Annotated in this window: 23 protein-coding genes and 2 tRNA genes; 22 read left to right on the plus strand and 3 right to left on the minus strand. The window is 66.4% G+C overall.

What is annotated here, in order from left to right:
* The first annotated feature begins 60 nt into the window (after positions 1-60).
* The gene (locus tag ASD79_RS05495; RefSeq protein WP_056720032.1) at positions 61-942 is read left to right on the plus strand and encodes an SPFH domain-containing protein; all 882 of its coding nucleotides are present in this window, start codon (positions 61-63) and stop codon (positions 940-942) included.
* Between the two features lie 153 nt (positions 943-1,095).
* Positions 1,096-2,313, plus strand: a complete 1,218-nt coding sequence (locus tag ASD79_RS05500; RefSeq protein ID WP_056720104.1) for a glycosyltransferase family 1 protein — start codon at positions 1,096-1,098, stop codon at positions 2,311-2,313.
* A 68-nt stretch (positions 2,314-2,381) separates the two neighbouring features.
* Here the strand turns inward: ASD79_RS05500 and ASD79_RS05505 are convergent, their stop codons facing one another.
* Complete coding sequence (locus ASD79_RS05505) at positions 2,382-3,398, minus strand: LLM class flavin-dependent oxidoreductase (protein ID WP_056720033.1); 1,017 nt, start codon at positions 3,396-3,398, stop codon at positions 2,382-2,384.
* Between the two features lie 117 nt (positions 3,399-3,515).
* On the opposite strand from ASD79_RS05505, the gene ASD79_RS05510 reads away from it, so the two are divergent.
* On the plus strand, positions 3,516-3,821 hold the full coding sequence (locus tag ASD79_RS05510) for a UBP-type zinc finger domain-containing protein (RefSeq protein WP_056720034.1): 306 nt from the start codon (positions 3,516-3,518) through the stop codon (positions 3,819-3,821).
* A 54-nt stretch (positions 3,822-3,875) separates the two neighbouring features.
* On the opposite strand, the gene ASD79_RS05515 is transcribed toward ASD79_RS05510, so the two are convergent.
* Together ASD79_RS05515 and ASD79_RS05520 are read right to left on the minus strand one after the other, a co-directional pair.
* Positions 3,876-3,952 (minus strand) — tRNA-Asp (locus ASD79_RS05515).
* 76 nt (positions 3,953-4,028) lie between these two features.
* Positions 4,029-4,105 (minus strand) — tRNA-Asp (locus ASD79_RS05520).
* 198 nt (positions 4,106-4,303) lie between these two features.
* On the opposite strand from ASD79_RS05520, the gene ASD79_RS05525 reads away from it, so the two are divergent.
* The 19 genes from ASD79_RS05525 (at position 4,304) to nuoN (ending at position 20,125) form a co-directional block, all read left to right on the plus strand.
* Entirely contained in the window at positions 4,304-4,681 is a 378-nt protein-coding gene (locus ASD79_RS05525) for an NADH-quinone oxidoreductase subunit A (protein ID WP_007676174.1), read from the plus strand.
* Complete coding sequence (locus tag ASD79_RS05530) at positions 4,651-5,271, plus strand: NADH-quinone oxidoreductase subunit B family protein (protein ID WP_156400383.1); 621 nt, start codon at positions 4,651-4,653, stop codon at positions 5,269-5,271. The genes ASD79_RS05525 and ASD79_RS05530 overlap by 31 nt, the downstream gene beginning before the upstream one ends.
* Entirely contained in the window at positions 5,268-5,909 is a 642-nt protein-coding gene (locus tag ASD79_RS05535; RefSeq protein ID WP_056720036.1) for an NADH-quinone oxidoreductase subunit C, read from the plus strand. Before ASD79_RS05530 ends, ASD79_RS05535 begins: the two co-directional genes overlap by 4 nt.
* Positions 5,910-5,914: 5 nt before the next feature.
* Positions 5,915-7,165, plus strand: coding sequence for an NADH-quinone oxidoreductase subunit D (locus ASD79_RS05540; RefSeq protein WP_056720037.1), 1,251 nt, complete (start codon positions 5,915-5,917; stop codon positions 7,163-7,165).
* Positions 7,162-7,494 (plus strand): nuclear transport factor 2 family protein, encoded by a 333-nt coding sequence (locus tag ASD79_RS05545; RefSeq protein ID WP_056720038.1) that lies wholly within the window; start codon positions 7,162-7,164, stop codon positions 7,492-7,494. Before ASD79_RS05540 ends, ASD79_RS05545 begins: the two co-directional genes overlap by 4 nt.
* Positions 7,491-8,177: an NADH-quinone oxidoreductase subunit NuoE gene (nuoE, locus tag ASD79_RS05550; protein WP_056720039.1), complete on the plus strand. Its 687-nt coding sequence runs from the start codon at positions 7,491-7,493 to the stop codon at positions 8,175-8,177. The genes ASD79_RS05545 and nuoE overlap by 4 nt, the downstream gene beginning before the upstream one ends.
* Positions 8,177-8,410: a hypothetical protein gene (locus ASD79_RS05555; RefSeq protein WP_056720040.1), complete on the plus strand. Its 234-nt coding sequence runs from the start codon at positions 8,177-8,179 to the stop codon at positions 8,408-8,410. The genes nuoE and ASD79_RS05555 overlap by 1 nt, the downstream gene beginning before the upstream one ends.
* A complete protein-coding gene (locus ASD79_RS05560) occupies positions 8,407-8,673 on the plus strand; it encodes a hypothetical protein (RefSeq protein ID WP_056720041.1) in 267 nt (88 codons plus the stop codon). Before ASD79_RS05555 ends, ASD79_RS05560 begins: the two co-directional genes overlap by 4 nt.
* 3 nt (positions 8,674-8,676) lie before the next feature.
* Entirely contained in the window at positions 8,677-9,996 is a 1,320-nt protein-coding gene (gene nuoF / locus ASD79_RS05565) for an NADH-quinone oxidoreductase subunit NuoF (protein ID WP_056720042.1), read from the plus strand.
* Positions 9,997-10,002: 6 nt separating this feature from the next.
* On the plus strand, positions 10,003-12,063 hold the full coding sequence (gene nuoG / locus ASD79_RS05570; protein ID WP_056720043.1) for an NADH-quinone oxidoreductase subunit NuoG: 2,061 nt from the start codon (positions 10,003-10,005) through the stop codon (positions 12,061-12,063).
* Positions 12,064-12,075: 12 nt separating this feature from the next.
* A complete protein-coding gene (gene nuoH / locus ASD79_RS05575) occupies positions 12,076-13,128 on the plus strand; it encodes an NADH-quinone oxidoreductase subunit NuoH (protein WP_056720105.1) in 1,053 nt (350 codons plus the stop codon).
* The gene (locus ASD79_RS05580) at positions 13,125-13,373 is read left to right on the plus strand and encodes a hypothetical protein (RefSeq protein WP_056720044.1); all 249 of its coding nucleotides are present in this window, start codon (positions 13,125-13,127) and stop codon (positions 13,371-13,373) included. The genes nuoH and ASD79_RS05580 overlap by 4 nt, the downstream gene beginning before the upstream one ends.
* 23 nt (positions 13,374-13,396) lie before the next feature.
* Entirely contained in the window at positions 13,397-13,606 is a 210-nt protein-coding gene (locus ASD79_RS23145) for a hypothetical protein (protein WP_082584824.1), read from the plus strand.
* 9 nt (positions 13,607-13,615) lie between these two features.
* Positions 13,616-14,107: an NADH-quinone oxidoreductase subunit NuoI gene (gene nuoI / locus ASD79_RS05585; protein WP_056720045.1), complete on the plus strand. Its 492-nt coding sequence runs from the start codon at positions 13,616-13,618 to the stop codon at positions 14,105-14,107.
* An 83-nt stretch (positions 14,108-14,190) separates the two neighbouring features.
* Positions 14,191-14,808 (plus strand): NADH-quinone oxidoreductase subunit J, encoded by a 618-nt coding sequence (locus tag ASD79_RS05590; RefSeq protein ID WP_056720046.1) that lies wholly within the window; start codon positions 14,191-14,193, stop codon positions 14,806-14,808.
* Positions 14,805-15,110 carry an NADH-quinone oxidoreductase subunit NuoK gene (gene nuoK, locus ASD79_RS05595; protein WP_007676152.1) on the plus strand — a complete coding sequence of 102 codons (306 nt, stop codon included), beginning with the start codon at positions 14,805-14,807 and terminating at the stop codon, positions 15,108-15,110. The genes ASD79_RS05590 and nuoK overlap by 4 nt, the downstream gene beginning before the upstream one ends.
* A gap of 5 nt (positions 15,111-15,115) precedes the next feature.
* On the plus strand, positions 15,116-17,182 hold the full coding sequence (nuoL, locus tag ASD79_RS05600) for an NADH-quinone oxidoreductase subunit L (protein ID WP_056720047.1): 2,067 nt from the start codon (positions 15,116-15,118) through the stop codon (positions 17,180-17,182).
* 10 nt (positions 17,183-17,192) lie between these two features.
* Positions 17,193-18,677 (plus strand): NADH-quinone oxidoreductase subunit M, encoded by a 1,485-nt coding sequence (locus ASD79_RS05605; RefSeq protein ID WP_056720048.1) that lies wholly within the window; start codon positions 17,193-17,195, stop codon positions 18,675-18,677.
* Between the two features lie 8 nt (positions 18,678-18,685).
* Entirely contained in the window at positions 18,686-20,125 is a 1,440-nt protein-coding gene (gene nuoN, locus ASD79_RS05610; RefSeq protein ID WP_056720049.1) for an NADH-quinone oxidoreductase subunit NuoN, read from the plus strand.

The following is a 20,125-nucleotide window of genomic DNA, read 5'->3' on the forward strand; positions in this document are numbered from 1 at the left end:
GTCGTTGCTAGTGGCGATCAGGGTGATAACGTCCCAGCGCCGACGCACCGGAGGAAGACCATGTCCGAGGTTCGGGACATCAACCGTTCGACCGAGCGTCCTCATGCCGGCCTCGGGGGAGGCCTGCCCTTGCTGGCCGTCCTGCTGATGGTGCTCGGCGGGGTCTGGGCCTTCACCCACATCGATCTGTCGGGCGCCGCTATCGGCGTGACCCTGATCTTGTTGATCGTCTTGACCACCGCGGGCTTCTATTCGCTGCAACCGAACGAGGGCATGGTCATCACCCTGTTCGGCTCCTATGTCGGCACCGACCGGACGACGGGTCTGCGCTGGGTGCTGTTCTGGTATGGCCGCCGGAAGATCAGCCTGAGGGTGCGCAATGTCACCAGCGAGATGCTGAAGGTGAACGACAAGCGCGGAAACCCCATCGAGATCGCCGCCAACATCGTCTGGAGGGTCGGCGATTCCGCCCAGGCGCTGTTCGACGTCGATGACTATGTCGCCTTCGTTCACATCCAGATCGAGACCGCCTTGCGCGAGGTAACGCGCCACTACGCCTACGACCACGCCGAGGAGGGCGAACCGACCCTGCGGGCCGACGCCGAGGTGGTGGGCGAGCGGCTACGGGCCGATCTGCAGGCGCGCACGGTCGTGGCGGGCGTCTGTATCGATGAAGCCCACCTGATGCACCTGGCCTATGCCCCCGAGATCGCCGGCGCGATGCTCAGACGACAGCAGGCCGAGGCGGTCCTGGCCGCGCGGCGCACGATCGTCGCCGGCGCCGTCAGCATGGTCGAGAACGCGCTGCAGCAACTGGGTGATCGCGGCGTGGTGACCCTGAACGAGGAGCGCAAGGCGGCGATGGTGGCCAATCTTCTGGTGGTGCTGTGCGCGGATCGCGAGGCCCAGCCCGTGGTCAACGCCGGCATGCATCACAGTTGATCCCTTGCGCCACAGGGAACCTTGGTCATCTTGGGCGGTGCGATCGCTGGACAGCGGTTCAGCTTCGGAGGAACCTCTGTCCGGTGAGTGCCTTAAGGCTTTGCGACCGTTCCGACGGTCGCGGGCGACAAGCGAGGTTCCGGCGTGATGGATATGAGGTTTGATCCGCTCTCGGCGTTTAACGAGGCTGAACAACCCCTGTTCAAGGCTGTCCGGCCAGGCGGAAAGCCGGTCAGGCTGGTCGATACGACCATGCTCTACGCCCCCCGCAGCGGCGGTGTTCGGCGCTATCTGAACTGCAAGCGCGCCTGGATCGCGGCGAATCGACCGCAGGTCCGCCACACCCTGGTGGTGCCCGGCCCGCGCGACGCCCATGACGGCCACGGTCGCGTTTCGATCTATGCCGCGCCGCTGCCGTTCGGCGACGGCTACCGCTGGCCGGTGGTCAAGGGCGCCTGGATGGAGCGGTTGATTCGTCAGCGGCCGGACATCATCGAGGCCGGCGACCCGTACACCCCCGGCCTGGCCGCCCTGAAGGCCGGCGACGCCCTGGGCGTGCCGGTCGTCGGTTTCTGCCACACCGACCTCGGCGCCCTGGCGGCCCTGCACATCGGCGAATGGGCCGAGAAGCCCGTGCAGAAGCGTTGGGCGGCGATCTACAGCCAGTTCGACCAGGCCGTGGCGCCCAGCCAGTTCATCGCCGGTCGGCTGATCGACGCCGGGGTCAAGACCGCCATCGGCCTGCCGCTGGGCGTCGACACCGAGATCTTCCACCCAGGGCGCGGCGACCGCGAGGCGCTGCGCCGCAAGCTGGGCCTGACCAGCCGCCACCGCATCCTGGTGTTCGCCGGCCGTCCGGCCAGGGAGAAGAAGCTCGACGTGTTGGTCGAGGCGGTCGAGCGCCTGGGCGATCCCTATGTGCTGCTGTTCGTCGGCGCGGGGGCCGGGGCGCCGTCCAGCGATCGGGTGATCTGCATGGACTATCAGCGCGACCCGCAGAGCCTGGCCGCCGTGCTGGCCAGCTGCGACGCCTTCGTCCACGCCAACGACAACGAGCCGTTCGGCCTGATCGTGCTGGAGGCCATGGCCTGCGGCCTGCCGGTGATCGGAGTCGACGCCGGCGGCGTGGCCGAGTCGGTGGACGAGACGGTCGGGGCCCTGGCCAGGGCGTCGGAGGCCCAGGCCTTCGCCGAGGCCGTGGAGTCGGTGTTCGCCCGCGACCTGCCGACCCTGGGCCTGGCCGCTCGCCTGCGAGCCGAGCAAAGGCACGGCTGGGACCCGGTGTTCCGCAAGCTTTCGGCGATCTATGGCGGCCTGACCGGCTGCGCCGCCTTCGCCGATTCGACCGAGCCGGTTATGGCGACGCAGTAGGGGGCAGAGCATTTTCGAGCGAAGTGGACGCCGGTTCGCGTGAAGAAAATGCGTAAAGACAAAAGCCCCTAAGCGGCGGCCTGGGTCAGTTCGCCCCGCACCTCGGCAAGAATCTCGTAGGAACGCACCCGCGCCGTGTGGTCGTGGATCTGCGAGGCGGCCATCAGTTCATCGGCGCCCGTGGTGTCCAGCACCGACTGGATCTTGGCGCGCACCGTCTCGGGCCCGCCGATCGCCGAATAGCGGAAGGTGTGGTCGAGGCCCGCGAGCTCGGAGGCCGAGGCGATGGCGCGGATGTCGTCGACCGGGGCCGGCAGCAGGCCGGGCTGGCCGCGCCGCAGGGCGAGGAATTGCTGTTGCGACGAGGTGGACAGCCGGCGTGCTTCCTCGTCGCCGTCGGCGGCGCAAACCCCGATACAGACCAGGACATAGGGCTGGGCCAGGGCTTCCGACGGTTTGAAGGTCCGGCGATAGACGGCGATCGCCTCCATCAGCTGGTCCGGGGCGAAGTGGGCCGCGAAGGCGAAGGGCAGGCCCAGCGCCGCCGCCAACTGGGCGCTGTAGGTGCTGGAGCCGAGCAGCCACAGCGGCACGTCCTGACCCTCGCCGGGAACCGCCTGCACGGCCTGTCCCGGCTGGGCCGGCTTGAACCAGGCCTGCAGCTCGACCACGTCCTGGGCGAACGAATCGACCGCGCCCATGTAGCGGCGCAGGGCCCGCATGGTGGCCTGGTCGGTGCCGGGCGCGCGGCCCAGGCCCAGGTCGATGCGGCCGGGATGGAGGGCGGCCAGGGTGCCGAACGCCTCGGCGACCATCAACGGCGCGTGGTTGGGCAGCATGACGCCGCCCGATCCGACCCGAATCGTCTTCGTGCCGGCGGCCACGTGGCCGATGACCACGGCGGTGGCCGCGCTGGCGATGCCCGGCATGTTGTGATGCTCGGCCAGCCAATAGCGGTGATAGCCGAGCCGTTCGGCGTGACGCGCCAGGTCCAGGCTGTTGTGGAGCGCCTGGCCGACGGCGATTCCCTGTGGAACCGGGGCGAGGTCGAGGACGGAGAAGGGCAGGGGATGAGCATGCGACATGCACGCTACATCGTAGCGCCGGGACCGAACCTCAAGGCGCGGATCGTACTAGCCGAGACCTCGCGATCCGCGCACTAATCGGTTTCGACGCCAGGCGGGCGGCGAACGGAGGCGAGGATGACGCTGAAATGCACCCATCTGGACAGCATCGCGGTCGTTGAACCCAAGACCGCCGGCTGCGAGGAATGCCTGCAATCGGGCGATCGGTGGCTGCATCTGCGGCTTTGCCGGACCTGCGGCCACGTCGGCTGCTGCGACCAGTCGAAAAACAAGCACGCCACCAAGCATTTCAAGGCCACCGCCCACCCGATCATCGAGGGCTACGACCCGCCGGAGGGCTGGGGCTGGTGCTATGTCGACGAGGAGTTCTTCGAATTCGACGCGCCGACCCCGCATCCCGGGCCGATCCCGCGCTTCTATTGAGGCGCGGCGAATCGATCGGGGAGGCCGCTTGGAGATCGTGATGCGAGGGGAAAGTGGCGCGAATGACGGGACTTGAACCCGCGACCTCCGGCGTGACAGGCCGGCGCTCTAACCAACTGAGCTACATCCGCGTCGGGCGCGAACAAATGTCCGGCGCGGTCGTTCTATATTAGGCCTAAGATGGGCAGCGACCAACTTCAGGGAAGGTGGCGCGAATGACGGGACTTGAACCCGCGACCTCCGGCGTGACAGGCCGGCGCTCTAACCAACTGAGCTACATCCGCATCAGGCTCCGCCGAAGCGAAGTGCGACCCGCCGTGCGGCGAGGGGCGTCTGATATGTCGCGCCGATGAACGTGTCAACGGCCATGTCGTGGAAGCTGTGGGCGAATGCTAGTTGCGATCGTTTCTCAATGTGTCGCAGGCGTTTGAAGCGCCGATGACACTGAGCTACAACCCGCTCGATTCAAGCCAAGGGCTGTCATGAACGCCTTCCTCCTCCAGTATCTGCCGATCGTGATCTTCCTCGGGATCGCGGCGGTGTTGGGCATCGCCTTTATCCTCGCGGCCGCGGTGCTCGCACCCAAGGCGCCGGACCCTGAAAAGCTGTCCGCCTACGAATGCGGCTTCAACGCGTTCGACGACGCGCGCATGAAGTTCGACGTCCGGTTCTACCTGGTCTCGATCCTGTTCATCATCTTCGACCTGGAAGTGGCCTTCCTGTTCCCGTGGGCGGTCGCGCTGATGAAGCTGCCCCACGACGTGGCGGCCTTCGCCTTCTGGTCGATGATGACCTTCCTGGGCGTTCTGACCGTCGGCTTTATCTACGAATGGAAGAAGGGCGCCCTCGAATGGGAGTGATCGTTCCCGCCAACAGCTCGCCGCTGTCCGCAACGACTGGCGTTCCCGCCGGCTCCGCCGGCCGGTCGACGGTCGAGGGCTATGACCCCAAGCGGCACGACCCGTATTTCGACGGTCTGTCTGGCCAACTGGCCGACAAGGGCTTCGTCACGGCGGCCGCCGACGACCTGATCACCTGGGCCCGCACCGGCAGCCTGATGTGGATGACCTTCGGCCTGGCCTGCTGCGCAGTCGAGATGATGCACTCGGCCATGCCGCGCTATGACCTGGAGCGCTACGGTTTCGCGCCTCGCGCCAGCCCCCGTCAGTCGGACGTGATGATCGTCGCCGGCACCCTGACCAACAAGATGGCTCCGGCCCTGCGCAAGGTCTACGACCAGATGCCGGAGCCCCGCTACGTCATCTCGATGGGCAGCTGCGCCAACGGCGGCGGTTACTACTATTACAGCTACAGCGTCGTGCGCGGCTGCGACCGCGTGGTGCCGGTGGACATCTACATCCCCGGCTGCCCGCCCACCGCCGAGGCGCTGGTCTATGGCGTGCTGCAACTGCAGAAGAAGATCCGTCGCACGGGGACGATCGAGCGATGACCGACGTTGTTTCCGCTGAAGTGACGCTTTCGCCGCTCGAGGTCCTGGGCCGGACCATCGTCGCCAACTCGGCCGGCGCGATCACCGCCTATTCCGTGGCGTTCGGCGAGTTGAACCTGCTGGGGCCGTCGAACCGCGTCATCCAGGCTCTCGAGTTCCTGCGCGACCATCCCGATTGCCGGTTCCACCAGCTGGTGGACTTGTGCGGCGTCGACTATCCGGAGCGCGAGCGCCGGTTCGACGTCGTCTACCACCTGCTGTCGCTGATCAAGAACCATCGGGTGCGCCTGAAGGTGCAGACCGACGAGGACACCGCCGTGCCCAGCGTCACGCCGGTGTTCCCGGTCGCCGACTGGTTCGAGCGCGAGGCGTTCGACATGTACGGGATCTTCTTCGAGGGCCATCCGGACCTGCGCCGCATCCTCACCGACTATGGCTTCCACGGCCATCCGCTGCGGAAGGACTTCCCGATGACGGGCTATGTCGAGGTCCGTTACGACGACGAACTCAAGCGCGTCGTCTACGAACCCGTGAAGATCACCGAGTTCCGCGCCTTCGACTTCCTGTCTCCGTGGGAGGGCGCCAAGTACGCCCTGCCGGGCGACGAGAAGGGCGAGAAGCGGGCAGGGGACGCGTAAGAGTCATGACTGGTTCCAATTCCCCCGCCGCCGCGACCGACTTCTTCCACGACGCGCCGTCGTCGCCGATCGTGCCGGAGACCCCGGTCCGCAAGTTCAACATCAACTTTGGTCCGCAGCACCCAGCCGCGCACGGCGTGCTGCGGCTGGTGCTGGAGCTGGACGGTGAGATCGTCGAGCGCGTCGATCCGCACATCGGCCTGCTGCATCGCGGCACCGAGAAACTGATGGAGGCCCGTACCTACCTCCAGAACATCCCGTATTTCGACCGCCTCGACTACGTAGCGCCGATGAACCAGGAACATGCGTTCTGCCTGGCCATCGAGAAGCTGCTGGGCGTGGACGTGCCGCGGCGCGGCAGTCTGATCCGCGTGCTGTTCTGCGAGATCGGCCGGGTGCTGAACCACCTGCTGAACGTGACGACCCAGGCCATGGACGTCGGCGCTCTGACGCCGCCGCTCTGGGGCTTCGAGGAGCGCGAGAAGCTGATGGTGTTCTACGAGCGCGCCTGCGGCGCTCGCCTGCACGCCAACTATTTCCGGCCGGGCGGCGTCCACCAGGACCTGACCCCGTCGCTGATCGACGACATCGAGGCATGGGCCAAGGCCTTCCCGAAGATCTGCGACGACATCGAGGGCCTGATCACCGACAACCGCATCTTCAAGCAGCGCAACGTCGACATCGGCGTGGTGACCAAGGAAGACGCGCTGGCCTGGGGCTTCTCCGGCGTGATGGTGCGCGGTTCGGGCATCGCCTGGGACCTGCGCCGCAACCAGCCCTACGAGTGCTACAACGAGTTCGAGTTCGACATCCCGCTGGGCAAGAACGGCGACTGCTACGACCGTTATCTATGCCGCATGCAGGAAATGCGCGAGTCGACGCGGATCATCCTGCAAGCCATTGAAAAGCTGCGGGTCACGCCGGGTCCGGTGATGACGCAGGACAACAAGGTCAGCCCGCCGCGCCGCGCCGAGATGAAGCGGTCGATGGAAGCCCTGATCCACCACTTCAAGCTCTACACCGAAGGCTTCCGCACCCCGGAGGGCGAGGTCTACGCCGCCGTCGAGGCGCCCAAGGGCGAGTTCGGCGTGTTCGTGGTCAGCAACGGCACCAACAAGCCGTACCGCTGCAAGATCAAGGCGCCGGGCTTCTCGCACCTGGCGGCGATGGACTGGATGAACCGTGGCCACCAGCTGGCCGACGTCTCCGCCATCCTGGGTTCGCTCGACATCGTGTTCGGCGAGGTCGACCGGTGAGTCTGGAAGCGATCGCCCAGGCGCAGCTCGACGCCTACAACGCCCAGGACCTGGACGCCCACTGCGCCCACTTCACCGACGACGTCGTGGTCGCCGGCCTGAACGGCGAGGTGTCGCGCACCGGCATCGCCGCCTATCGCGCCTGGTACGAGGCCGCGTTCGCGCAGTGCCCCGGCAACAAGGCCAAGCTTCTCAACCGTATCGTGGTGGGCGCGAACGTGATCGATCACGAGCACGTCGACCGCGGCAACGGCGATCCGACCTTCGAGGTCGCCGCCATCTACACCTTCAGGGGCGACAAGATCGCCCGCGTGGATTTCGCACGATGAGCGTACGCCGTCTCGCCAAGGACCAGCCCGCCAGCTTCGCCTTCTCGAAGGACAGCCAGGCCAAGGCCGAATGGTGGAAAGCCAAGTATCCCGCCGAGCGCAAGCAGTCGGCGGTGATCCCGATGCTGTGGCTGGCCCAGAAGCAGGAAGGCTGGGTGTCCGAACCCGCCATCCAGGAGATCGCCAAGCAGCTGCAGATGCCGGTCATCCGGGTGCTGGAGGTCGCGACCTTCTACGTGATGTTCCAACTGCAGCCGGTCGGCAAGGTGGCCTTCGTCCAGCTGTGCGGCACCACGCCGTGCCAGCTGCGCGGCGCGCTCGACCTGAAGGCCGTGTTGAAGGCCAAGATCGGGCAAGCCAACGACGTCTCGGCCGACGGCAAGTTCAGCTGGGAAGAGGTCGAGTGCCTGGGCGCCTGCTGCAACGCGCCGATGGCCGCCATCAACGACTACTACTACGAGGATCTGACGCCGGAGAGCCTGGCCCAGATTCTCGACGACTTCGCCGCCGGCAAGTCGCCCAAGCCGGGCAGCTACGACGGCCGCAAGGCCTCTGAGCCCAAGGGCGCGATCAAGACGCTGACGGACCCCAAGCTGTACGACGGCTCGCTGGCCAAGAAGATCAAGATCCCGAACCTGCCCGAGAAGCCCAAGAAAGCTCCGAAGAAAGAGCCGACCGCCTGATGTCCAACGACGCCGCCCTGATCCAGAAGAAGCGCCTGACGACGATGTTCGCCATCGACGCCGTGTGCTTCGTGCTGGCCGGCGTGGCGATCATCGGTCACGTGGCCTTCAAGCAGGGCTGGCTGATGCCGGTGTTCCTGGTGGCGATCGCCGTGGGACTGGGCGCCCAGATCTGGTTCATCCTAGGCTGGATGAAGGCTGCGAAGGCGGAAGAGGAGGGCAAGACGTCGTGAGCGATGATCCCGTTCTCCTCGCCAAGCGCGTGGCCTATGTCCAGACCGTTCGCGGCCTCTACCGCGTCGAACGGCTCACCGGCCTGGCGGCCTGCCTAGTCGGCGCCCTGGTGCTGATCTGGGGCCGCATGGCCCCCGCGGCGCCCGCCTGGGCCGTCCCCGTGGGCCTTGTGACGATTGCGGCCGGCTGGCTGCTTTTCGCCTATGTCATCCTTCGTCGGACGCGCTATGTGCGCGCCCATCCATTCGATCCGCAAAGCTGAGTCATGGTCGGTATCCTCGAAGACAAGGACCGCATCTTCACCAACCTCTACGGTCTCCACGATTGGGGCCTGGAGGGTGCGAAGAAGCGCGGCTGCTGGAATGGCACCAAGGACATCCTGGACGCCGGGCGCGACTGGATCATCGACAACATGAAGAACTCCGGCCTGCGCGGCCGGGGCGGGGCGGGCTTCGGCACCGGCCTGAAGTGGTCGTTCATGCCCAAGGAAGTGAAGGACGGCCGTCCGCACTACCTGGTCGTCAACGCCGACGAGTCCGAGCCGGGCACCTGCAAGGACCGGGAGATCATGCGGCATGATCCCCACCTGCTGATCGAAGGCTGCCTGATCGCTTCGCGCGCCATGCTGGCCAATGCCTGCTACATCTACATCCGCGGCGAATATGTTCGCGAGCGCGAGGTGCTGGAAGCCGCCATCAAGCAGGCCTACGACGCCAAGCTGATCGGCAAGAACAACGTCCATGGCTGGGACTTCGACCTCTACGTCCACCACGGGGCCGGCGCCTATATCTGCGGCGAAGAGACGGCCCTGCTGGAAAGCCTGGAAGGCAAGAAGGGCCAGCCGCGCCTGAAGCCGCCGTTCCCAGCCGGCGCGGGCCTCTACGGCATGCCGACCACGGTCAACAACGTCGAGAGCATCGCCGTCGCCGGTACGGTCTTGCGTCGCGGCGCGGCCTGGTTCACCGGCTTTGGCCGTCCCAACAACGCCGGCACCAAGCTGTTCTGCGTCTCGGGCCACGTGAACCTGCCCTGCAACGTCGAAGAGGTCATGAGCATCCCGTTCCGCCAGCTGATCGAGGATCACTGCGGCGGCGTCCGGGGCGGCTGGGGCAACCTTAAGGCCGTGATCCCGGGCGGCGCCTCGGTGCCGATGATTCCGGCCGAGCAGTGCGAAGACCTGCCGATGGACTTCGACGCCCTGCGCGCCCTGAAGTCGGGCCTGGGCACCGCCGCCGTCATGGTCATGGACAAGGACACCGATCTGGTCCGCGCCATTGCCCGCCTCAGCTACTTCTACAAGCACGAGAGCTGCGGCCAGTGCACGCCGTGCCGCGAAGGCACCGGCTGGATGTGGCGGGTCATGGAGCGCATGGCCACCGGCGAGGCCGATCCGAAGGAAATCGACACCCTGCTGGACGTCACGACCCAGGTCGAAGGTCACACCATCTGCGCCCTCGGGGATGCGGCCGCCTGGCCGATCCAGGGCCTGTTCCGTCACTTCCGCCACGAGGTGGAAGACCGGATCGCATCCTATCGTAGCGGTCGCCTGCACGTGCAGGGCGCCAGCCTGATCGCGGCGGAGTAAACGATTATGGCAATCGCCAAGGTCAACGGCGTCGAGGTCGAGTTCGAGCCCGGCATGACGGTTCTGCAGGTGGCGGAACTGGCCGGGGAAGAGATCCCGCGCTTCTGCTACCACGAGCGCCTGAGCATCGCCGGCAACTGCCGGATGTGCCTGGTCGAGGTGAAGCCCGGTCCGCCGAAGCCGCAGGCGTCGTGCGCCCTGCCGGCCGCCGAGGGCCAGGAGATCTTCACCAAGACCCCGATGGTCAAGAAGGCCCGCGAAGGGGTGATGGAGTTCCTGCTCATCAACCACCCGCTGGATTGCCCGATCTGCGACCAGGGCGGCGAGTGCGACCTGCAGGACCAGGCCATGGGCTACGGTCGCGACGACAGCCGCTACGAAGAAAACAAGCGCGCGGTCGAAGAGAAGGCCATGGGCCCGCTCATCAAGACCGTGATGACCCGTTGCATCCAGTGCACCCGCTGCGTGCGCTTCATCACCGAGGTCGCCGGCTCGCCGGAGATCGGCCTGATCTCGCGCGGCGAAGACGTTGAAATCACGACCTATCTGGGCGCGGCGGTGACGTCGGAGCTCAGCGCCAACGTCATCGACCTGTGCCCGGTCGGCGCCCTGACCTCCAAGCCCTACGCCTTCGAGGCGCGGCCCTGGGAGCTGAAGAAGACCGAGAGCATCGACGTCATGGACGCCCTCGGCTCGGCCATCCGCGTCGACGCCCGCGGCTCCGCGGTGCTGCGCGTGCTGCCGCGCGTCAACGAGGACGTCAACGAGGAGTGGATCAGCGACAAGACCCGCTACGCCGTCGACGGCCTGCAGCGTCAGCGTCTTGACCGCCCCTACGTTCGCGTCGGCGGCCGGCTGGCGCCCGCGACCTGGGCCGAGGCCTTCGCCGCCGTGGCCGCCAGGATCAAGGCCGCCAAGCCGGAGCGCATCGGCGTCATCGCCGGCGACCTGCAGGACGCCGAAAGCCTGAAGGCGACCAAGGACCTGTTCACCGCCCTGGGCGTCAAGAACCTCGACGCCCGCCAGGACGGCACGGTTCTGGGTGCCGGCCCGCGCGAGAGCTGGCTGTTCAACTCGACCATCGCCGGCATCGAGAACGCCGACGTCGTGCTGCTGGTCGGGACCAACCCGCGCCTCGAGGCGCCGGTGCTCAACACCCGCCTGCGCAAGCAGTGGCTGGCCGGCAAGGTCCGCATCGGCGTGATCGGCGAGCAGGGCGACCTGACCTACGACTACGACTACCTCGGCGCCGGTTCCAAGACCCTGTCGGGCCTGGTCAAGAGCAAGTCCGACTTCGTGACGGCGCTGAAGAACGCCCAGCGTCCGGCGATCATCGTCGGGCAGGGCGCGCTGACCCGCGCCGACGGCGCCGCCGTGCTGAAGGCCGCCGCCGCCGTGGCCAAGACGTTCAATGTCGTGCGTGAAGGCTGGAACGGCTGGAACGTGCTGCACACCGCCGCCGCCCGCGTGGCCGGCCTGGACCTCGGTTTCACGCCGGGCGAGGGCGGTCTCACGGCCGGCGAGATGCTGAAGCCGGGCGCGCTGGACGTGCTGTTCCTGCTGGGCGCCGACGAGTGCGAGACCGCCGCCTCCGACGCCTTCAAGATCTATCTGGGCACGCACGGCGACGCCGGCGCCCACAAGGCCGACGTCATCCTGCCGGGCGCGGCCTATACCGAGAAGAACGGCCTCTATGTGAACACCGAAGGCCGCGTCCAGATGGGCGAGCGGGCGGTGTTCCCGAAGGGCGAGGCCAAGGAAGACTGGTCGATCCTGCGGGCCCTGTCCGAGATCCTCGGCCACAAGCTGCCGTATGACAGCCTGGACCAGCTGCGCGCCAAGCTGTTCGCCGAGCACCCGACCTTCGGCCAGATCGACTTCGCGCCGGGCTCGGTCCCGACCGTGTTCGACCTGTCGGGCCTGGGCGCCGCCGGCGAGCTGGCCGACACGCCGTTCGAAAGCACCGTGAAGGCCTTCCACCTGACCAATCCCATCGCGCGCGCCAGCGTGACCATGGCCGAATGCGCGGCCGTGGTTTCCGGCGCCGCCAAGATCGCGGCGGAGTAGACCGTGGCCAACATGTCTCCGCTTCTCTGGTTCGGCATCACGCTTGGGCAGATCGCCCTGGTGATGATCTGGATCCTGCTCAGCCTGGCCTTCCTGCTGCTGGCCGACCGCAAGATCTGGGCCGGTGTCCAGATGCGCAAGGGCCCCAACGTGGTGGGTCCGTTCGGCCTGCTGCAGTCGTTCGCCGACTTCCTGAAGTTCGTGCTGAAGGAAATCGTCATCCCGTCGGGCGCCGACAAGGTGGTGTTCATCCTGGCCCCGCTGCTCAGCTTCGTGCTGGCCTTCGTCGGCTGGGCCGTGGTGCCGCTGGCCCCGGGCTGGGTGGTGGCCAACCTCAATGTCGGCATCCTCTACCTGCTGGCGATGAGCTCGCTGGGCGTCTACGGCATCATCATGGGCGGCTGGGCTTCGAACTCGAAGTACCCGTTCCTGGGCGCGCTGCGCTCGGCGGCGCAGATGGTGTCGTACGAGGTTTCGATCGGCCTGATCATCATCACGGTGATCCTGCTGGCCGGCACCATGAACCTGACCTCGATCGTCGAGCAGCAGTCCGGCTGGATCTGGAACTGGAACGTGTTCGGCGGCGGGCTGAAGAACCTGATCCTGGCCCCGGTGATGATCATCGCCATGGGCATGTTCTACATCTCGGCCCTGGCCGAGACCAACCGCCCGCCCTTCGACCTTCCCGAAGCCGAATCCGAACTCGTGGCCGGCTATCAGGTCGAGTACAGCTCGACCCCGTACCTGCTGTTCATGATCGGCGAATATTCGAACATCGTGCTGATGTGCGCGATGATCAGCGTGCTGTTTTTCGGCGGCTGGAATCCCGGCTTCCCGACACCGTTCCTGGACGGCCTGCCGCCGACGGCGGTCAGCATCTTCGGGTTCCTGGTGTTCTTCGCCAAGACCATCTTCTGGTTCTTCATGTTCGCCATGGCCAAGGCCATCGTGCCTCGCTACCGCTACGACCAGCTGATGCGGCTGGGCTGGAAGGTCTTCCTGCCGATGTCGCTGGTGCTGGTGGCGCTGGTCGCCGGCTGGCGCGTGTTCGGGATCCAGGCGTGATCGGCAAACCGCTCATCCTGGCCCTCGTCGGCCTGGCGTTTGCCGCGGCGGGCTGCGCGACCGACGGCGTGGCCCCGGCCAAGACGTCCTATTCGCTGGGGCGCGGCGTGGCCAGCTATGACCAATTGCGCCGCGACAGCGAGCGGTGCGCCGCCGACGGCGGCAAGATTGAATCCAAGCAGGACGGGGGCGACCCCGCCCAGCTTTCGAACTACACCTGCGTCATCTCGAAGGGCGCGAAATGACGCGGGCGGCGTCGCTGGCTGGAATGGTCCTGGTGACCGCTCTGTCCGGCTGCGCCGCATGGGAACATCCGCGCGGGGTAAGGCCGCCGCCGGTGGGTTCCCTGGACGCACAGGTCGAAGCGCGCCAGAAGGCCGACGCCAAGACCAAGGAATGCATTACCCGGCAGGCGATACGCCGGGGACAGATCGAAGCGGGCAGGGACGCGCGTCCTTTTCCCAAGGAAAAGTGTTAGGAGAGCCTGGTGTTCCAGCGCATCACTCAAGCGGTCAAAGGCGTGGCGCTGCTCGACTTCGCGGGCGCATTCGGCCTGGCCATGAAGTACATGATCGCCCCGAAGAAGACGGTGATCTATCCGAACGAGCGTGGCCCGCAGTCGCCCCGTTTCCGCGGCGAGCACGCCCTGCGTCGCTATCCGTCGGGCGAAGAGCGCTGCATCGCCTGCAAGCTGTGCGAAGCCATCTGTCCGGCCCAGGCCATCACCATCGAGGCCGAACCGCGCGAGGACGGCAGCCGCCGCACGACCCGCTACGACATCGACATGGTCAAGTGCATCTATTGCGGCCTGTGCCAGGAGGCCTGCCCGGTGGACGCCATCGTCGAGGGGCCGAACATCGAGTACGCCGTCGAGACGCGCGAAGAACTCTACTACGACAAGGAAAAGCTGCTCGACAACGGCGACCGTTGGGAGCGGCTGATCGCGAAGAATCTGGAGTTGGACGCGCCCTACCGCTAAAGGACGGGGCGCGATTCCGAGGGTAGACGGCGAGCCATCCGGCTCGTCTGTGTTTTACGGTTTTCAAGGGAGCACCTGGGCCAATGGCCTTGCAGGCGATAGCTTTCTATTTGCTGGCGGTAGCGACTGTGGTGGCGGGTCTTCTCGTCGTCTCGGCGCGCAACCCCGTGCACTCGGTGCTCTTCCTGATCACCGCCTTCTTCTCGGCCGCCGGCCTCTTCGTCCTGCTGGGCGCGGAGTTCCTGGCGATGCTGCTGATCGTCGTCTATGTGGGCGCGGTCGCGGTGCTGTTCCTGTTCGTCGTGATGATGCTCGACGTGGACTTCGCCGAGCTGCGACAGGGCTTCGCCCAGTACCTGCCGATCGGCGGGCTGGTGGCGGGCTTCCTGACGCTGGAGATGATCTTCGTCGCCGCGACGGTGGCCACCAACGGCGCAGCGGGCAAGAACGCCGTCCCGATGGCCTCGGCGCCGGGCGTGCCCAATACCGAGATGATCGGCCGGGTGCTGTACACCGACTACATCTTCTTCTTCCAACTGGCGGGCCTGGTGCTGCTGGTGGCCATGATCGGCGCCATCGTCCTGACCCTGCGCCACAAGCCGGGCGTCAAGCGCCAGGACATCGGCAAGCAGATCGCCCGTACGCCAAAGACCGGGATGGAACTCGTGCAGATCAAGCCGGGCGAGGGGATCAGCGAATGATCGGCCTGTCTCACTATCTCGTCGTCGCCGCCATCCTGTTCACGATCGGCGTCTTCGGCATCTTCGTGAACCGCAAGAACATCATCGTCATCCTGATGTCGATCGAGCTGATCCTGCTGGCGGTGAACATCAACCTGGTGGCCTTCTCGGTCTATCTGCACGACGTGGTTGGGCAGATCTTCGCCATGTTCGTGCTGACCGTCGCCGCGGCCGAAGCCGCCGTCGGCCTGGCCATCCTGGTGACGTTCTTCCGTAACCGCGGCGACATCGCCGTCGACGACGCCAGCGTGATGAAGGGCTGATCGCAGTGCAGACTCTCGTCACCATCATCGTCTTCGCGCCGCTGCTCGCCGCGATCGTGGCCGGCCTGTTCGGCCGTCGCATCGGCGACATCGCCTCGCAGGCCATCACCACGGGCGGCCTGATCCTGGCCTGCGTCCTGTCGTGGTACGTCTTCAGCCAATGGACCTGGGGTCACCTGGAGGCCTTCACGGTCGACCTGCTGCCTTTCATCCACGTCGGAAACTTCGTCTCCAACTGGTCGATCCGCATCGACGCCCTGTCGGCGGTGATGCTGATCGTGGTCACGACGGTCTCGGCCCTCGTCCACGTCTACAGCTGGGGCTACATGGCGCACGACCCGGACAAGCCGCGGTTCTTCGCCTACCTGTCGCTGTTCACCTTCGCCATGCTGGCCCTGGTCACCGCCGCCGACTTCATGCAGCTGTTCTTCGGCTGGGAAGGGGTGGGCCTGGCCTCGTACCTGCTGATCGGCTTCTGGTTCAAGAAGCCGACCGCCAGCGCCGCCGCCATCAAGGCCTTCGTCGTCAACCGGGTGGGGGACTTCGGTTTCGCCCTGGGCATCATGACCACCTTCTGGGCGTTCGGTTCGATCCAGTTCGCCGAGATCTTCCCGCAGATCGCCGCAGGCGCCGCGCGCACCTGGGAATTCGCCGGCCACACCTTCCCGCTGGTCGACATCGCCTGCTTCCTGCTGTTCATCGGCGCGATGGGCAAGTCGGCGCAGTTCTTCCTGCACACCTGGCTTCCGGACGCCATGGAAGGCCCGACCCCGGTCTCGGCCTTGATCCACGCGGCGACCATGGTCACCGCCGGCGTCTACATGCTGTGCCTGCTGTCGCCGATGTTCGAATACGCGCCCGTCGCCAAGAACATCGTCGCGGTGATCGGCGCGGTCACCGCCCTGTTCGCCGCCACGGTCGGCCTGACCCAGAACGACATCAAACGGGTCATCGCCTATTCGACCTGTTCGCAACTGGGCTACATGTTCTTCGCGGCCGGGGTCGGCGCCTACCAGGCGGCGATGTTCCACCTGTTCACCCATGCCTTCTTCAAGGCGCTGCTGTTCCTGGGCGCCGGCTCGGTGATCAACGGCATGCACCACGAGCAGGACATGCGGAAGTACGGGGCCCTGGCCAAGCTGCTGCCGGTGACCTTCATCGCCATGACCGTCGGCACCATCGCCATCACTGGTCTCGGCTTCCCGCCGCTGCACCTGGGCTTCGCCGGCTTCTATTCGAAGGACACCATCATCGAGGCGGCCTTCGCCGCCGGCGGTCACAACGGCGTGGCGATGTTCGCCTGGGCGATCGGCGTGCTGGTGGCCGGCCTGACCTCGTTCTACTCCTGGCGCGTGGCCTTCTTCACCTTCAACGGCCAGGCCCGTTGGGGCCACGACGATCACGCCCATGACGCGCACGGTCACGATGACCACGCCTCGTCGGCCCAGATCGAGACCCACGACGAGCCGCTCCCGAACGGGGACGACCATGGTCATGACCACACGCCGCATGAGAGCCCCTGGGTGATGCTGGTTCCGCTGATCCTGCTGTCGATCGGCGCGGTGTTCGCCGGCTTCTTCTTCGTCGACTACTTCGTCGGCCATCACGAGGCGGAGTTCTGGCGCGGGGCGATCTTCAACGCCCCGACCAACCACGTGCTGCACGAGGCCCACGAAGTGGACGAATGGGTGAAGTGGAGCCCGCTGGTCGCCTCGATCCTCGGCCTGGCCATCGCCGCCTGGGTCTACCTGGTGAAGGGCAATGAACGGCTGGGCGCCAAGCTCGCGGCCCGCAACGGCCCGCTCTACGTGTTCTTCTACAACAAGTGGTTCTTCGACGAGCTGTACCAAGCCACCTTCGTGCGCCTGGCCAAGTTCCTCGGCGACCTGTTCTGGAAGGGTGGCGACCAGAAGCTGATCGATGGCCTCGGACCGGACGGCGTCAGCGCCGTCAGCTACGAGGTCGGTCGGCGGACCGGCAAGCTGCAGAGCGGCTACGTCTATCACTACGCCTTCGTCATGCTGCTCGGCGTCGCCGGCCTGCTGACGTTCGCCCTCTATGCATTCCGTTGAGGACGGATCGATGACCGGCCTGCTTAGCCTCACTACCTTCGCCCCGCTCGTCGGCGTGGCCGTCCTCCTGGCGGTTCGCGCCGCCTCGGGCGACAACGCCAAGACCGACGCCCTGGCCAGATGGATCGCCCTAGCGACCACCCTGGTCACCTTCGCCCTGTCGATCCTGCTGGTCGTACAGTTCGACGCCAAGAACCCCGGCTTCCAGTTCGTGGAAGACGTGGCCTGGTTCGCCGGCCTGCACTACCGCATGGGCGTCGACGGCATTTCGATCCTGTTCGTGCTGCTGACGGCGTTCCTGCTGCCGCTCTGCATCATCGCCGGCTGGAAATCGATCGATAAGCGGATCGTCGAGTACCTGATCTGCTTCCTGGTCCTCGAGACCCTGGTGATCGGCGTGTTCTGCGCCCTGGACCTGATCCTGTTCTACCTCTTCTTCGAGGGCGGCCTGGTTCCGATGTTCCTGATCATCGGCATCTGGGGCGGCAAGCGGCGGGTCTACGCGGCCTACAAGTTCTTCCTCTACACCCTGCTCGGCTCGGTGCTGATGCTGGCGGCCATCCTGTCGATGATCGCCATCGCCCACACCTCGTCGATCCCGGTGCTGATGACCTACAAGTTCGCCCCGTGGCTGCAGACCTGGCTGTGGTTGGCCTTCTTCGCCAGCTTCGCGGTCAAGATGCCGATGTGGCCGGTCCACACCTGGCTGCCCGACGCCCACGTCGAGGCCCCGACGGCCGGTTCGGTGATCCTGGCGGGCATCCTGCTGAAGATGGGCGGCTACGGCTTCCTGCGCTTCAGCCTGCCGATGTTCCCCAACGCCTCGGAGGTGTTCCAGCCGCTGGTGTTCACGATGTCGGCGATCGCCATCGTCTACACCTCGCTGGTCGCCTTCCGTCAGACCGACATCAAGAAGCTGATCGCCTATTCGTCGGTCGCCCACATGGGCTTCGTGACCATGGGCATCTTCTCGGGCAACGCCCAGGGCGAGCAGGGCGCGATCTTCCAGATGCTGAGCCACGGGGTGATCTCCGGCGCGCTCTTCCTCTGCGTCGGCGTGGTCTATGACCGCATGCACACTCGCGAGATCGCCTTCTACGGCGGCCTGACCAACCGCATGCCGTGGTACGCGGCGGTGTTCATGCTGTTCACCATGGGCAATGTCGGCCTGCCGGGCACCTCGGGCTTCGTCGGTGAGATCCTGACCATGACGGGCACGTATCAGGCCTCGACCTGGACGGCGATCGTGGCCACCACCGGCGTCATCCTGTCGGCGGTCTACGCCCTGAACCTCTATCGTCGCGTGATGTTCGGCGAGATCGTCAATCCGGACCTCAAGACGATCACCGACCTCGACAAGCGCGAGATCCTGATCTTCGCCCCGCTGATCATCGCCACCCTGGTGCTCGGCGTTTATCCCAATCTCGTATTGAACCTGACCGCGTCGTCCGTCGACGGGCTCGTCGGCGCCTGGCGCGCCGCCGTGGGCGGGTGAGGGACACCATGACGTTCGCCGCCAACTTCTCCCTCGTTCTTCCCGAAGTGATCCTCGGGGCCTCGGCCCTGGTGTTGCTGGTCTGGGGCGCGTTCCACGGCAAGGTCACCCCGCTGTTCACCGGCGCGGCCGTCCTGGCCCTGCTGGGCGCGGCCGTGGCCGCCGTGGCCGGGCCGCACGGCCACGCCTTCAACGGCGTCTACGCCGCCGACGCCGCCGCCACCTACGCCAAGGTCGCCATCTACCTGTTCAGCGCCATCGCCATCGTGCTGGGCGATCGCTGGCTGGCCGTCCGCGGCGACCAGAAATTCGAATATGCCGTGCTGGTCGTCCTGGCCGCCCTGGGCATGGGCGTCACCGCCTCGGCCGGCGACCTGATCAGCCTCTATATCGGCGTCGAGCTGCAGTCGCTGGCGCTCTACGTGCTGGCCGCCTTCCGCCGCGACGACGCCAAGTCGTCGGAGGCTGGCCTGAAGTACTTCGTGCTCGGCGCCCTGTCGTCGGGCCTTCTGCTGTATGGCGCCTCGCTGATCTACGGCTTCGCCGGCTCGACCCGCTTCGCCGACATCGCCGCCGTCGCCCACGGGACGCACGGCATGGGCCTGCTGTTTGGCCTGGTGTTCCTGATCTGCGGCCTGGCGTTCAAGGTCTCGGCCGCGCCGTTCCACATGTGGACGCCGGACGTCTATGAAGGCGCCCCGACCCCGGTCGTCGGCTTCTTCGCCGCCGCGCCGAAGCTGGCCGCCATGATGATGCTGGCCCGCGTGCTGGGCGACGCCTTCCCGGACTCGGTGGCCCAATGGCGCCAGATCCTGATCATCACCGCCCTGGCCTCGGTGTTCGTCGGCGCCTTCGCCGGCCTGGCCCAGAGCAACCTCAAGCGCCTGTGGGCCTACAGCTCGATCGCCAATGTCGGCTACGCCCTGCTGGGCGTGGCGACCGGCGGCGAGACCGGCCTGAGTTCGATGCTGCTGTTCATGACCCTCTACATGGTCGACGTCACCGGCTTCTTCGCCTGCCTCCAGGCCCTGTCGCGTGACGGCAAGCCCATGGAGACCATCGAGGACATGGCCGGCCTGGTGAAGGAACGTCCGGGCATCGCCCTGGCCATGACCGCGTTCTCGCTGTCGGCCCTGGGCCTGCCGCCGTTCTCGGGCTTCTGGGCCAAGTTCTACGTGTTCGGGGCCGCCATGGGCTCGGGCGATGTGCTGCTGCAATGGGCGGCGGTGCTGGGCCTGGTCGGCAGCGTGGTCGCGGCCTTCTACTATCTGCGCCTGATCAAGACGATGTGGTTCGACGCTCCGGCCAGCCCGGTGGACAAGCCGCAACCGACCGCCCGGGCGATCGGCTTCGCCGCGGCGCTGTTCTCGTTCCCGGTCGTGCTGATCGCGCTGATCTGGCTCGACCCCGCCGCCAGGGCCGCCGCGGCGGCCTTTGGCCACGCGTGA

The organism is Caulobacter sp. Root655 (assembly GCF_001427665.1).
Classification (GTDB): Bacteria; Pseudomonadota; Alphaproteobacteria; order Caulobacterales; family Caulobacteraceae; genus Caulobacter.

Excerpts from the sequence above, each read along its gene's own strand:
- ASD79_RS05535 (WP_056720036.1), top strand. The coding sequence starts at position 5,268 with ATGACCGACGTTGTTTCCGCTGAAGTGACGCTTTCGCCGCTCGAGGTC.
- nuoH (WP_056720105.1), top strand. The coding sequence starts at position 12,076 with ATGTCTCCGCTTCTCTGGTTCGGCATCACGCTTGGGCAGATCGCCCTG.
- nuoK (WP_007676152.1), top strand. The coding sequence starts at position 14,805 with ATGATCGGCCTGTCTCACTATCTCGTCGTCGCCGCCATCCTGTTCACG.
- nuoG (WP_056720043.1), top strand. The coding sequence starts at position 10,003 with ATGGCAATCGCCAAGGTCAACGGCGTCGAGGTCGAGTTCGAGCCCGGC.
- ASD79_RS23145 (WP_082584824.1), top strand. The coding sequence starts at position 13,397 with ATGGTCCTGGTGACCGCTCTGTCCGGCTGCGCCGCATGGGAACATCCG.
- nuoF (WP_056720042.1), top strand. The coding sequence starts at position 8,677 with ATGGTCGGTATCCTCGAAGACAAGGACCGCATCTTCACCAACCTCTAC.
- nuoE (WP_056720039.1), top strand. The coding sequence starts at position 7,491 with ATGAGCGTACGCCGTCTCGCCAAGGACCAGCCCGCCAGCTTCGCCTTC.
- ASD79_RS05540 (WP_056720037.1), top strand. The coding sequence starts at position 5,915 with ATGACTGGTTCCAATTCCCCCGCCGCCGCGACCGACTTCTTCCACGAC.
- ASD79_RS05590 (WP_056720046.1), top strand. The coding sequence starts at position 14,191 with ATGGCCTTGCAGGCGATAGCTTTCTATTTGCTGGCGGTAGCGACTGTG.
- ASD79_RS05555 (WP_056720040.1), top strand. The coding sequence starts at position 8,177 with ATGTCCAACGACGCCGCCCTGATCCAGAAGAAGCGCCTGACGACGATG.
- ASD79_RS05605 (WP_056720048.1), top strand. The coding sequence starts at position 17,193 with ATGACCGGCCTGCTTAGCCTCACTACCTTCGCCCCGCTCGTCGGCGTG.
- ASD79_RS05510 (WP_056720034.1), top strand. The coding sequence starts at position 3,516 with ATGACGCTGAAATGCACCCATCTGGACAGCATCGCGGTCGTTGAACCC.
- ASD79_RS05495 (WP_056720032.1), top strand. The coding sequence starts at position 61 with ATGTCCGAGGTTCGGGACATCAACCGTTCGACCGAGCGTCCTCATGCC.
- ASD79_RS05530 (WP_156400383.1), top strand. The coding sequence starts at position 4,651 with ATGGAAGAAGGGCGCCCTCGAATGGGAGTGATCGTTCCCGCCAACAGC.
- nuoN (WP_056720049.1), top strand. The coding sequence starts at position 18,686 with ATGACGTTCGCCGCCAACTTCTCCCTCGTTCTTCCCGAAGTGATCCTC.
- ASD79_RS05525 (WP_007676174.1), top strand. The coding sequence starts at position 4,304 with ATGAACGCCTTCCTCCTCCAGTATCTGCCGATCGTGATCTTCCTCGGG.
- ASD79_RS05505 (WP_056720033.1), bottom strand. The coding sequence starts at position 3,398 with ATGTCGCATGCTCATCCCCTGCCCTTCTCCGTCCTCGACCTCGCCCCG.
- ASD79_RS05500 (WP_056720104.1), top strand. The coding sequence starts at position 1,096 with ATGAGGTTTGATCCGCTCTCGGCGTTTAACGAGGCTGAACAACCCCTG.